Below are 14,365 nucleotides of genomic sequence, written 5' to 3' on the forward strand. Positions count from 1 at the left end.
ATTCCTGAAGAAATACTTCCATATCCACTACGCCAGGTAACTCTTTATATCCCGATAAAGAATCATTATATGTATCTAAAATTCCTTATCTTGTTACGATGAATTCCTTCATATGCAATACCCCTATCTAAAGTTTTATATCTATTACAACAATTTAAGTATGAATATATTTCAGTTATATGTAAATAAATAAAATGAATAAAAGACCTACTCGCTCAAGTTATCAAAACCTAATTTTAAAAAAGATAGAAAAATTAAAGCGTTCTACATATTAGTCATATCTGATATGTAGAACCCTTTCTCTTTTTACTAAAGCGCCAGATTACCGAATATAGACTGTTCTATAACTCAAAAGTGGTAACGCATTATAGAAATAAAAAAAAGCCGAATTAAATTCGACTTGTTGTTGAACTAAAGCACCCTTTATTCGAAACATAATACTCTTGAATATTATTTATCCCTGGTACTTCGGATTAAATTTCATTGCAGGAATCGTTGCGCTTTTTGGATTACCAAATCCTAACTCACTATCCAATACCTCATCTGTAAAAACTTCTGGAAAATTCGCAATTAACAATAATGTTATTATTCCATTTCGGTCTGTCGAACAACCCTTGGGAACAATTTTTCCAAAAGTGTGTTCATAAAAATCCTTAAGATATTCTTCTCCCCAGCCGAATGACTTCTCTAATAATTCATTAAGCTCATTTATTGTATTAATTCCAACTTTAATACACATTTCAACATCACGTGAGATCATCCCGATCGGACCAATCTTTACATTTAAAGATTCTATAAAATTAGCCCACTCATTAACCACTCTGGATTCTTCTAAATATACTTTAAGTGAATCTAGGTTTAATTCAGTTATTCCATCACTTGAAATTTGGTGCTTATACTCAATCGATAGATCCTCTGTTTTAAGAATTAAACTGTTTAGTTCTTCATCCGCAAGTTCAAACATGGCACTGAGTCGAAATAATCGCCTTCTTAAAACAGTAGGCACATCGATCTGATTCTTATAATCAAGAGAGTGTGAAATAACTGCCCATGCATGCTGTAAAACTGTCCGCACTTGAATTTCCGCCCAAAAATCTTTTAAATCCGCCCATTCAGGTAAACAAGTTCTCGCATCGTTTAACTTAACAATATAATGCTGTGAAAGATAGCCAAACTGATCTGGGCTTAATAAATCGGATTTATTAATAGATTTATCTTTATCAATAATAAATTGATCAGTAATAATCTTAGCAACTTCGTCAACATCATTAACAGAATTAACAATTAATCTTATTCCAGATAAATCTGTAATTTCATCCAATGGATTTTCATAGGATTTATTAGGTCTATTAACCTTACCTAAAAAACTATCTATTTCTTTAGTACGACTTTCAATAGTTACTTTTATTCCTTTAGTTTTTAATAATTCCTCAAGTAAGGTCCTTAATCTATTTGTTAAAGATTCGTACTTAAACCTTTGCTCTCTGTACTTTTTTTCCCATTCCCTTATTTCCATTTTCATCTCTCCACTAGCCGTTAATAGTTTTAAATCCATAAGTAAAAAATACAAAAGAATTATCTTAATTATACCTTAAAACGGAAATGCATCGGAAAGATTTATATAAATTTAAGAGGATTTTATTATAGTACTAATCATTGATATGGTTGCTGTTTGATTATTCATCTAACCCACGCTGTTAGTTTAAGTACATTGCTTCACACACTCCCTTAACTTAAACACGTTTCCCCAAATATGTTGTTCAATTAAATGGCCTGTTTGTGAGATAATAAAAATTTCTGCATATCAGTACAGGGGTTTTATTAGTTTCTCAAAAATGCATTAGACTGATATCTCTTTTCAACTCATACTGATTAATAATCTTGTAAAAAGTACTTTTTTTCAACTGCAAAATCTTCGCAAACTCAACGCCCGTTATTTTTTTACTCTTCCATATCCCATAATTAGCACTTAAATTTTGCAGCTGTGTAGGGCTTAGATTATCTAGATTGAACTGTGGGCGCCCTAGGTGTTTTCCCTTGGCTTTTGCAGCTGCAATACCCTCTTTTTGACGCTGCAGTATCTTATTTCTTTCTTGTTCAGCAACGTAGGCTAATAAAGATAGGAATTGATCCTCCATCAACTTGCCGATATCATTCATTCCTTTAAACTTACGACTATCAAATAAAGTAGCATTTTCGATTAATATAATATCAGCTTTAATATTACGTGTGATGTATTTCCATTCCTTTATTATTTCATCATAATTTCTGCCAAGTCGATCTAAAGCATCTATGTATATGAGGTCTCCAGCACGGAGCATATTTTTCATTGTTATATATTGTGGGCGATTAAAATCTTTACCACTCGCTTTATCAATAAAAATAAATCTTTCTGGAATATTGAGCTCTAACATCTTCTTATATTGTCTGTCCGGATTTTGATCTCTATCTGATACTCTGACATATCCCATTACTTCACTCATAGTTAATCACCCTCTATAAATATTTTACATTTACCGAAAAAGAACTTATGTTCCTATATTTTATACTAAAAATATCTATATGTCAATTTATTACAATTTTATAAACTCTGTGATGTTCATTCTTTCTGTAAAGGTCTAACCAAATAAAAAAACGCCTGTAAATATTAAAACGTAATATTTACAGACGTTTATTCAATTATTTAGCTCAGTTTATAAAGGTATACCTTTACAAATTATAAAATAGAATTAAATAATTTCTTTGTTTTTGCTGCTATGATTTAATTTACCTAACAACAGTTTGAAAAGAAGGAAGAGTTGATATTATATACAATGTAAATTCTGGCCATGTAGATCATTCTATGAGTGTCTGAGCAAAACAAGCATATGATTGGCACGCAAATTCTAGCTCAGACTAAGGATACCCATTAAAAGATGTTGCTGTCTATGGTTGGAGATAAATTAATACTAAAAAGCAGATTAAATCCCATTAGATTTAAACTGCTTTTTCTATTTAAAATCAATACATTTCTTGCAACTCAACTTTTATTATACTAATTTCTTCTTTAACACTTTTAATCAACTCCTTAATAATAATTGATTGTAAAATTAGGTACCCGTTATCTAAAAATTCAGGGAAGGTACCATTTAAATCTTGTTTAATAAAATCTAGATATATCTGAATTTGATTGTCATCCAAATGGCTATGTTGCACAGAATTCCTATATACCCGAAGTCTATTCATCGCATTTTGTGCATGTGGAACTCGTTCTTTAAAATCATTAAAGAAATAACCTCTTCTATTTTCCTTATCTCCAAGTTCTTTAATAATTTCTCCAATACAACCGTATAACTGTGCAGTAAATGTAGTAAAATTGTTCAAATTATGTGCTAGCCCCATCTTTTCGAATATGTGTTCATTATTACAACGATTGTTTATTAGCCAGCCCATTCCATAATAATCATTCATTAACAAATCTAAATCTTTAATCAACATTACTAGCTCTTTTATAGCTTTTTTAAGACTTTGTTTATTTAATAATTCTTCCTTAGCAAATACTCCTTCAGTAACTTCGGCTTCCTTAAATTCAGTAATTTTATAAACCTTTGTTTCCATACATTTGCTATTTGTAACTAAATCTAAATTATAACAAGATGGTTTAACTATAAAGCCCTCACTTTTATTAATACATAAGGTTGGAAGTTGAAGCGATATAGAATGATTCACATTTAAAAATTCTGTAGAACTTTTCAAGTTAATTATTTTATTTACTTGTTCTTTTTGATAAGTATTAGAATAGTTACCTGTAAAGGTTATAATAACACTTGTCTTTGATTTTAATAGTTTACTTAGGGCATCTATCCACCCATCATTGGGAATAAAATAATCATTAATAGGCAGTATAAATTCCAATTGATTATAATCCGATTCTAAAATGCTTACATCAAGTATATCCCAAAAATCAACCTCTGAAATTTCTACACCATGTAAAAAATCGAGAGAATATATTTCTTCTAGAAACTTTGAATCTGTAATAAAATATTTAATTCCTTGTAAATCACCTTGCTTTAATTTAAGTTCTAATGCTTCCAAATGGTAATCCAAATCATAAGCTAATAATCGAATTTCTTTATCTGGTGATTCAAGTATAACAATGTATAGTTTATAAAATTCATCTGCTTTATTAACGACTTTCGAAATCTCCACTAAATTCCCATCGAATTCAGAATCTTCTTCCTTTTTTAATGATTTGAAAATAGCACGAACTTTAGTATAATCTACTAAATTTTGATCATTTTTAGATAAGAGAGGCTTTATAGTAAATAAGTTCATTTTGTTAGTATTTTTAGCTTTAATAAAACTACCACTTTTATGAATAGTACCTGTATACGAATTAATAGGTAAACTTACTTCAGTAATTTCTAAATTTGAATACTTACTCTTATTAAGTGCTTCTCTTCCCTTTTCAGTAATTTTTCTTGTTTTAAAATCAATTAAATCTAATTGTATAAGCGTATAGTATGCAGATTGAACTAAATCTTTATCTAAAGCTAACATTTCTGAAATTTCTACTGTACTATAGTTTAAGTTTGACAATCTTAAAGTATATTCTTGTACAATAGGTAATCCCTTTTCAATAGTAGCTAAGCACTTAGCGCTTTTTTTAAAAATAGGCATACCTATTTCAAAAATATTTATTACTCTATAATATGGGAATTCTCTCTTAACAGCATTATAAACTAGTGATTTACTCATTAATATACCTCCTGAAACAAGCAGGTCTCTGGATGTTGGTTTATGTAGTGAATTACTTTTCTAAAATAATCACCTTTATTATTATGTGCTTTAACAACGGCCCTACTGTCACCAACAATATATAATCTCGTTTTGGCTCGAGATAATGCAACATTTAATCTTCTTTGATCACTCAAGAAGCCTATTTTATAGTCCAAATTTGATCTAACCAAACTATAAAACACGATATCTGTTTCAGATCCCTGGAAAGCATCAATATTATCAATTTGGATTTCAAGGTTACTCCATTTAGGATCTCTAGGTGATATTGTCGAGATTAACAGTTGCTTTTGAGCATTATATCCAGAAATCACACCAACAGATCTCTTTATCCCCTTCTTTTTATATTCTTTATTAATTATCTCTAGTTCTCTATTGATAATTTTAGCTTCTTCAATATTTCTATAAGATTCACCGAACTTTTCCTCTTTACGTCCCTTGAGATTATTAGTATCTTTCCAAATAATAATTTCTTTTTCATCTAATCCATGCATTCTCTCTTCTTTCTCAACTCTAGTTTCAATTTTATGAGTAGGATAAAATACATTTTTTATCATTGATGAGATTACAGGATGCATTCGGAATTGTGAACTTAAAGTATATCTTGCTTCTTCAGAAGACTTATTAAAAATGTCTTCAAACAAACTTTTTTCAAGTTTTTTCACATTTATACCCAATTCTTTTTCTTGAATTAGGTTTATAATTGGTGGTAATTGATGATGATCACCTACAAGTATTATTTTATATCCTAATAACATTGGTAAAATCATTTCAGGTGCAGTTGCACGTGCAGCTTCATCAATTATAACCCAATCATAAACAATGCTTCTTAAAGTATGTCTAGACGCTATTCCTACACATGTCGAAGCTACAATTGATGCTTCTTGAGCAAATATATCATCAAATTCATCCATTAATTCTAATCTTGAATGCCATGACTTAATAATCTCTAATGTTTGCTTAAGTTTAGGATCAACATTATCTTTATCAAAAGCATCTTTACTATTAGTGCTGAAGTTTTTTAAGACTTTTCTTTCATCCATATTAAGTTCTGCGTTAAAATGAAATTTATTCCGTGTATTTTTTAAAGACGATTCTTTAACCTCATGAACCCATATCCTTAATTGTTCATTAACTAGTAAATTTTCCGATTCAACAGCTATTTTTTCACTATTACCAATTCTTATGATTTTTCTATTCTCTTGAGTCTTAATTATATTTTTTAATAGGTGATCTACTGCCACATGAGAAGGGGAGGTAACTAATACCTTAGCGTTATCTTTTTCTAAAAATATTTGGTTAATAATCTCAGTAATGACTGTTGATTTCCCTGTGCCAGGAGGCCCTTGAATTAGAAATACATCATTGGTATCTAATGCTCTTTTAACCGCTATTTTGTTTTCTGAATCAATACTCTTATTTACAAACTCTAAATCTGTAATTGAATTATTAATTGTTAAAGTTGAAGGGTCTATTAAATAATTAAATAATTCTCTATTTGCAGTTTGACCATTCCTTAAAGCTCTAAGTGCGTTCCTTAATCTTTTATTCATAGCTAATGCTTGAGTCATATCAATTGAAAGGTTTCCAATTGGACTGATTTTCTCAAATTCTAGATGTGGAACAATTGATGTAAACAAAACATTATCTTTAATATATTTAAATTTCCCAACAGTAATTTTCCCTTTATTCTTCATTTGCAAATTTATATAGTCATTTTCTTCTATTAATCCAATATCGGAATTTAATCCTAACTTTACTTTTATTTGATTTTTATTATTATCAATTTCAAACTCTTCATAGTTACCTATATTTTGCCTTTTATAATTAAAATCATTTAAGATATCTAGGACATTTTCCCATTCCTCAATTAATTTATTTGATTCTTCTGCCGATATTTCTTTAGACTTATGTTGCTCATATTTTTTATCTATAGCCTTTATTAAAACATTGAAATTGTTCCGATTTTGAGATACCAGTTTCTTAGTAGCAACATTTATTCCTGTATTAATCTCTATGCCCTTGTTACGCTCGTATTCATTCGTAGAATAATCTATTAATGAATCAATTTCTTTAATCTCAAAATATCCATCATAATGATTAGGTTTCAAAACGAGTTTAACTTCTTCACCAATTAAATAATAACTATTTTTCGACTTATAAATAGTTGGAGCTGCTAGTGCAGAGTTTAAAAAACTTAAAAATTCTCTTTCATTGTTGTTGAAAATTATCCCCTTTTCATATAATTTCTTCGATAAGTATTTAGGTGCAAAAACATTTAATACCCCATCTACCACGGAAAACGTTTCTTTATAAGCCTGTAAATCTTCTAAAAAGCTATAGCAGGTTTTATATCTCGAATTTACATCAATAGCTAATGCTTTTTTTAATATAATTTTTAATTCATTATCTACAAATAAGTTGTCTATGCTAAAATAAACCCCTTCTTTATCAACTGCAGGAGTTTGGTTTGTTAATAACTTCAGTAAGACTAATCCTACTGAATAAATGTCTGTTTGAAAATTTAATTCCTTACCTAATATTTGTTCTGGCGAAGCATATTCTTTAGTCATACGGTCTTTTAATGTATAACCTGTATTAAAACTATAGAGATCTAAAATCTTACTTATACCAAAGTCGATTATCTTAACTCTTCCCTCATCTGAAACTAGAATATTTGATGGTTTGATATCTCTATGTATAATGTTTTTATTATGCGCTTCACTCATGCCATTTAATATTTGTTCTATAATGTCTATTTTTTCTTCGATTTTTAAAGTATTTTCTTTTTGATAATTCTCCAAATTATCACCCAAAAAATTTTCCATTACTATATAAAATTTATTTTCGTCTATTCCTGAATTTATATATTTGATGATGTTTGGATGATTTAATCTAGATAATGCCTCCGCATCTCTTTTGTATATTTCTGAAAGATATTCATGTTCTCTATCGTCTAAATTAAATTGCAATATTTTAATACTTAAAAATTCTTTTGTCTTTCTATGCTTTGCATCAAATATAATACTATCTTTTCCTCTAGCAATTTCCTCGATTAAAATATATTTATTATCAATCACATAATTCATTAAATACCACCTCGTTTGAATAAGGATTAACTTCCAATAATATATTAACAAATAAAATATTATTTTACCATTTATGTAAGTAATACTTTTATTTTTATCTCATACTTTAAATTAGACTTTTATAGCACTCAATCATAAGCGAAAATATGTTGCACCATGATGATCGAGCTGGGAAAATCACTGGCTTTAGGTCCCACTTATTATCAAATACCCTAATAAACCCTGTATTTCATTTTATATCCCAATTGCCCACATCCATGCTGCCTGAATCTTACTTTCTGTAAAAATGCTTTTGCATTCTTTATTAATTCAAAAAAAGGGTACCTAGCACTTTTTTAAACTCGTCAAATTCACTGACCACCCATGCTTACAGTGTGAGCTACCTCCGTATCTTTTACGTCATACATCTTCCGATTCGTTTTTCATTCCAAAATCTCAACATTTTTCGTATGCAGATTAATAACACCCCGAATCATAGTGTATCTTTTTAATAGATTTTATATATTTTTTAATATCGAAAATGGATAACAGAAAGTATTGAACCTGTGTCCATAATAATCTTTATGAATTTACAGACAAAAGAATAGCGCCACCAATTAATGGTGACACTATTTTTAACCTCTCGTTACATTTTTATATATTTCACTTTAGACAAGGCCATTTCAAGCTGCTTCTTTAAGTTAATATTAGCTTTTGACTTACGCCAGTCTATTTCCCAGCTGTCTCTTACACCATGAGAATGCAGGACCTGCTGGATGGTTACTTTACTTGAGTAAAAATCGATATCCTGTAAACCATAATATTTTTCAGCAACCTGATATGCCAGGTACCGATAGAATGTACTGTTATAGTAAGCATTCACACTTAGTAAGATTATTTCATCTTTATCGGCTGTAGAAAATGCTGTTGTATACCGATCTAAAGCTCTGTATTTAGCGATGATAGATTTCGTAGCTACTTTATCATGTATGAATGGTGCATAATTTTCTATAACAAGGTTCTTATCCACCAGGCCACGTAATGACTCTGTATTAATTACGTCTGCCAACCCGCCTACGGTCGTTAAAATAAGGTCAATATCAGGCCAACTTTTATAAGAATCCGTTATCCCCATGCCATCTAAATACGCCTTAAAAATCGTATCCCAACGTCTAGCCATCCCGTACGAACGCTCCGTATCATCAATGACAAAGATAATTTTAGTCACTGGATATACTTGTTCGTTAGTTGCTGCATAATCTAAATATCGTTTGTAATTTTTGAACTTGTTTACGAGCTGAGCATAATACTCCGTGGAACGGTCAATCTCCAAGGCATAGATTTCATTTCCTATTGCTAATTCTGCATCCGGCTTTAACTCACCATCTGCTAGCCCTTTTTGATCGTCTCTATAGGTGTATTTTTTCACAGCATCTAAAGTTAGCCGAAATGGCGTTGCCTGGTTTACTCCTTTTTCATACGCACTGACAATCGACTTTATAATAAGCTGGTGGTGTGCATATTGTTGAAAAGGAGGTTTATAAGCCTCGTAACTATAATCACGCATTAAAGCCCTTGCTTTTTGATTATAAGGATATTTGTATTTCATCCACATCGATCCTCGTTGATTTGGCTTAATATCTAATAGACGTTTAGCCAACTCAAAACCCGATGCTGAAAGATAAAACATTGATCCAGCATATTTCCCTTCTAATTTTCTGGACGTGATTACACCGTTTTCCTTTAAGCGATGTAACACATTCATAATCTGCTTTTCTTCCTTCTTGTCGCAGTTCAATTTCTGATGAATAAACTGTGCAATCAGCCTTGCATTCCCCCCTCTTATCACATACAAAGTTTCTATTACTTGTACACGGAGTGGCGTTAAACTGTAATTAAGCGTATCCAAGCGTTTTTCCATCCTTTCAAATTCCTGTTGGGGTTATATAGTAGTGGTATCTAAAAAAACCTCTCAACCGACGTCATATCAAGGATTAAGGATGAGAAAATAGAAGAGAATGAATCTCTTTTATTATCTCTCGCTTAAATGGCTACTTTATCGGGTATTTTTAACTTAATAAATCTCTTCCAATTGCAAATTATCTCTTTACTAATCTCACAAAAAACCTCAAGAAAATTCTATTCTATTTTCTCTTTTAAATTCTCAGCTAAAGGCTCATTTCAAGCTGCTGCAGTTTCATACAAAAAAGCAAGCCCAGTTGTTAAAGACAACCGGCTTGCTTGAAGATGCAAGTATTAAATTAAATCGTTGCTACAAATAGACAGACTGGTAGCGTCAAATATTGGCCCAAAGACCAGAAAGTTAAGAAAACCGTGTGATCACTCTGTAAATTGGTGAATGACCCACATTAAAACAAAGAAGTTAGAGATTAGTATCTCTGCAATTAGTATAACAAATCAAAATAATATTGTAAATTTTTATTATATCTAGGGTATTTAGGATTTTTCAGGATTGCTACTTCCCTTAAATTTAGCAGTATCAACACTATCTTGATAAGGTCTTAGGGGATTTAGGGCTGATAAATACGTATCTTTATCTATAACCTTCTCCTAAAACCCCTAATATCCCTAATAACTACTTAACTCTTATTGCTCCACTACTACAAGTTATAAAAAAAACCCTAGTACTCCCCTATTTACCCTTACGGATCATTTAAGTAAGGGATTTATTATAATCATCAATTTTTTCCCATTCTGTTCTAACTTCAAGTAGTGTAAAGACTCCAAATAATAAACAATATCTTTTAACACTTCTGCTTTTTTAAACTTAGACTTCGTACTTTGCCACAGGCTTTGATAAGGTATTATCTCTTCCCCTTCATTTTTGTAGCTGATTAGTTTTTTTACTACATATTTTAAATCTTCTACATTTTGATCTTCGTCAATAATTCCAAGCGCCCTTTCAGTATGGCTTATTAAATAATTTCGAATACTGTAGGCTTTATAAAGCGTCTCGTATGAAATTTCTTTAGGAATTTCTGCTTTATCCAACTCCACATATTCGGCTACATGAAGTAATCCCGATATTCTTATTATTTGTCCATTCATTTTTCCAAGCCATCCAATAAATTCAGATGATAACTCACGATTTTTTAGTAAGCTCTCTGTTTCATCATGAATAGTATGTATAAATTCAGATGCTTTGTCTTCATAGCGTAGAATAGTCGGATATACGAGCTTCTTACTTCCTTCTTCTAACACATTCTTCCGAAATCTCATGTCCAATAACTTTGTAATGTTCTTTTTATAATTTTCCGCCACCAACTCATCAATAGTTTTAGTCCTTGATCTCCTTGTTCCTAAATTTGAATTAGGAACAGAAAATAGAAAACGTTGTGTTAGTCCACGGTTTGCAAATTCTTGTGGCAAATTTTTAATAACCGATGGTTGGACAAATAGCCCTATTGTTAACATTGGTTTAGACATTGTTATATTTGGCCTGCTTAAACGATCTATTGTAATATTGTCTGGTAAAAAACTTTTTAAATAAATATCAATATTAATTTTTCCCGAATACCTTCCCGACATAATTTGAATAACCTCTCCACCTTCAGCTGTTAACAAGGCCATCCTTTCTTCATTATCATGCATTAAAACAGCTAATTTTTCTTGAGTAGCATCACTTGTTATTATTCTAGGGATTTTTATTGTCGGATTTATTTCTTCGTCTACAATCTCGGATAATTCTTTTATTTCTTCTGTAGCTTCTTTAATTTTTATATCATCATTCATTTTCTTTCTTTTCTCAACGAGCTTATTAATTTTCTCTAGAATGGCTTCTCTTTCTATTTTTTCATTAAGAATAGCTTTATTGTATTTTTCTTTTAGAGAAAATTCGTAGATTACAATTGGTTTAATAAAATGATTAAATACCGTACTCTTCCTACTGGCAGGATCAAGTGCCATCATTGTATAGGTATTTAATGTTTCATTCCAACCTGGCTTAGCCTCTACTTCAAAATTCCCTGCTATACAAGTAGAAAGAGCAGCAAGGGCAGCCATTACAGGAGCATCTATCGGCGTCTGCGTATCTTCTTGCACTGCCTTAATAAATTTTCTAATCCAATCGGGAAAAATGGATACATCAAAAATCGGTACTCTCGTTTCATCTAATTTAATCGGCTCTTCCCATTCCATAAGTATCCCTTTAATCTGATTTTGCATCTCCGAATTATCCAATATAATATGTACCTTCCTTACCATTTCAAAATTTATTTAATCTCTTGCCCCCAAGATTTTAAAAACTATTTTTCATTAAGAATGCATCTATTTCCTTCTTAGAAACACGTTTAATACCATCGATTTCACACACAGCTAGCCCCATAGAACGGAACTTCACAAAACTGTTGTAACTTACACCAATATAACTAGCTGCTTCTTTCATAGACATCCATTCACTAGCTCCCTGATTATTAGTATTTAAAACTAATGCTTCTTTCGTAGCTTCAATTACAACTTTTTTAATTTGTTCTTCTAATGAATCTAAATTAATCAGCACTTTATCACTCCTAAAGTCATTTTACGAAACATTTTGAAACTAAATTAGTAAACTTTTTTATACAAAATGTGTAATTTGATGTTATATGAATCCAACTAGAGATGTCAAGATGAATTTGAAACTTTAATAAACTTGGTATATTATAGTTACACAAAGCGAAAGGGAGTGCCAATATTGAAAGAGACGATTGGGGATAGGATTAAAAAGATAAGACTAAACTTAGGGAAAAGTATGGAAGAGTTCGGGAAGTTGGTGAATAACTCTAGTAAAGGTTTAGTGTCAAAATGGGAAAATAATGTTTCTGTCCCTGGACCCGAGAGACTTTACCTTATTGCTCAATTAGGGAATATGACAGTAGAAGAATTAATTGAAGATAATACTAAAAATCTTAATATCGAGAAATATCATATTCTATTTAATAATTGGATAAATGCAAAAAATGATTTTGAAACTTTTTTAGCAGCGAAGAAAAAAATAACAGAAGAACACTCACATGAACTTGATAAAATTTATCCAGGTGATGAGTTAGGCATCTATACCTATAGGGATACTCTTACACATTTAGATATGGAAATCGAGGATCTAGAAAAAGAATTAATGATAGCAAAAGCAGAATTGTTTGATTTTCAACATGAACTTATTAATGTTGGAGATCATACACATCCTTTATTAACTAAACATATTGAGTTAGAAACCATTTTAAACGATTATTATGCTGTAACAATCTCAAGCAAACCTCTCTCAAAAGAAGATAAAGAAAAACTTATTCAACTTTGCAAATTAATATTCTAAGTTAAATAAGACTTTCTCTCTTGCCCCCGCAAGCGTCTAAAGAGGAGAGAAAAATTCATGGCTAACATACAAAGTTACCAAAAGAATGGTAAGAAGTTTTATAAATTTCAACTCTATATTGGAACAGACCCATTAACCGGGAAACGGTTAAAAACAACAAGAAGTGGTTTTGTTACAAAGAAAGAAGCTAAATTGGCCCTTTCCCGTCTACAATTAGAAATAGAGCGAGGAGACTACCGTAAAAAAGCTACTGAAACATATAGAGAAATTTATCTTTTATGGATTGAGCAGTATAAGAATACTGTAGAAGCAAGTACGTTCGTTAAGACTACAGGTATATTTAAGAATCATATATTACCCTCATTGGGTGACTATAAAATTGGAAAAGTTAATGTGCAAACTTGCCAAAAGCACGTAAATGATTGGTTCAATAAACTACAAAAATATCGCACCGTAAAATCATACGCTTCAAAAGTATTTGATTACGCAGTGACCTTGGGGATCATTAACGATAATCCAATGAAAAGAGTTACGATGCCTAAAAGTCTCGATATTCCTATTGAAGATGAAACGATTAATTACTATACAAAAGAACAATTAATTCACTTCTTAAAATGCTTGGAGAAAGAAAGTAATTATAAAGCTTATGCATTATTCAGGTTGCTTTCTTTTAGTGGTATGCGTAAAGGTGAAGCACTGGCATTGCAATGGAACGATATCAATTTCAAAGATAGCGAAGTCCGTATTAACAAGGCCTTAGCACGTGGTGAAGAAAATCAACTATATGTAAAAGTAACGAAGACAAAGGGCTCTATCCGTACAATAAAAATGGATAAAGTAACGATGGCTATTTTAGAAACTTGGAAAAAGCAACAGGCACAAGATTATTTAAAGTTAGGGATCAACACTTTAAAACCTAATCAACTTGTTTTCAGTAATGAGTACCACGATTATCTCCAACCAACAAAAACACGTAAATGGATTGTTCAAGTACAGGAAAAATATAATTTAGAAAAAATCACTACACATGGACTCCGTCATACTCATTGTTCATTGTTATTTGAAGCTGGTGCAACTATTAAGGAAGTACAAGACCGTTTAGGACATACGGATGTACAAACAACTATGAATATCTACGCTCACGTAACCGAAAAAGCTAAGGAAGTAGCAGTTGAAAAGTTTGCAAAGTATATGGAGTTTTAACTCTGAA

9 protein-coding genes are annotated in these 14,365 nt (G+C 30.8%); 2 read left to right on the forward strand and 7 right to left on the reverse strand.

Features of this window, described 5'->3' with window-relative positions; translation table 11 throughout:
- Positions 1-454: 454 nt before the first annotated feature.
- The 7 genes from AA0Y26_RS18190 to AA0Y26_RS18220 form a co-directional block, all read right to left on the reverse strand.
- Positions 455-1,555, reverse strand: a complete 1,101-nt coding sequence (locus AA0Y26_RS18190) for a GTP pyrophosphokinase family protein (RefSeq protein ID WP_413363445.1) — start codon at positions 1,553-1,555, stop codon at positions 455-457.
- 274 nt (positions 1,556-1,829) lie between these two features.
- The gene (locus AA0Y26_RS18195; RefSeq protein ID WP_413363446.1) at positions 1,830-2,483 is read right to left on the reverse strand and encodes a recombinase family protein; all 654 of its coding nucleotides are present in this window, start codon (positions 2,481-2,483) and stop codon (positions 1,830-1,832) included.
- A gap of 517 nt (positions 2,484-3,000) precedes the next feature.
- Positions 3,001-4,737 carry a hypothetical protein gene (locus AA0Y26_RS18200; protein WP_413363447.1) on the reverse strand — a complete coding sequence of 579 codons (1,737 nt, stop codon included), beginning with the start codon at positions 4,735-4,737 and terminating at the stop codon, positions 3,001-3,003.
- Positions 4,737-7,865, reverse strand: coding sequence for an AAA domain-containing protein (locus tag AA0Y26_RS18205; RefSeq protein WP_413363448.1), 3,129 nt, complete (start codon positions 7,863-7,865; stop codon positions 4,737-4,739). The genes AA0Y26_RS18200 and AA0Y26_RS18205 overlap by 1 nt, the downstream gene beginning before the upstream one ends.
- Before the next feature lie 625 nt (positions 7,866-8,490).
- Positions 8,491-9,765, reverse strand: a complete 1,275-nt coding sequence (locus AA0Y26_RS18210; RefSeq protein ID WP_413363449.1) for a replication-relaxation family protein — start codon at positions 9,763-9,765, stop codon at positions 8,491-8,493.
- A 749-nt stretch (positions 9,766-10,514) separates the two neighbouring features.
- The gene (locus AA0Y26_RS18215) at positions 10,515-12,029 is read right to left on the reverse strand and encodes a YfjI family protein (protein ID WP_413363450.1); all 1,515 of its coding nucleotides are present in this window, start codon (positions 12,027-12,029) and stop codon (positions 10,515-10,517) included.
- A gap of 73 nt (positions 12,030-12,102) precedes the next feature.
- Positions 12,103-12,363: a DNA-binding protein gene (locus tag AA0Y26_RS18220; RefSeq protein WP_413363451.1), complete on the reverse strand. Its 261-nt coding sequence runs from the start codon at positions 12,361-12,363 to the stop codon at positions 12,103-12,105.
- 174 nt (positions 12,364-12,537) lie between these two features.
- Between AA0Y26_RS18220 and AA0Y26_RS18225 the strand changes: the two genes are divergently transcribed.
- Both AA0Y26_RS18225 and AA0Y26_RS18230 read left to right on the forward strand, forming a co-directional pair.
- Complete coding sequence (locus AA0Y26_RS18225; RefSeq protein ID WP_413363452.1) at positions 12,538-13,155, forward strand: helix-turn-helix domain-containing protein; 618 nt, start codon at positions 12,538-12,540, stop codon at positions 13,153-13,155.
- Positions 13,156-13,212: 57 nt separating this feature from the next.
- Positions 13,213-14,358, forward strand: a complete 1,146-nt coding sequence (locus AA0Y26_RS18230) for a tyrosine-type recombinase/integrase (RefSeq protein ID WP_413363453.1) — start codon at positions 13,213-13,215, stop codon at positions 14,356-14,358.
- Positions 14,359-14,365: the final 7 nt, after the last annotated feature.

Origin of the sequence: Lysinibacillus canaveralius (assembly GCF_047301505.1) — a bacterium.
GTDB lineage: Bacteria > Bacillota > Bacilli > Bacillales_A > Planococcaceae > Lysinibacillus_B.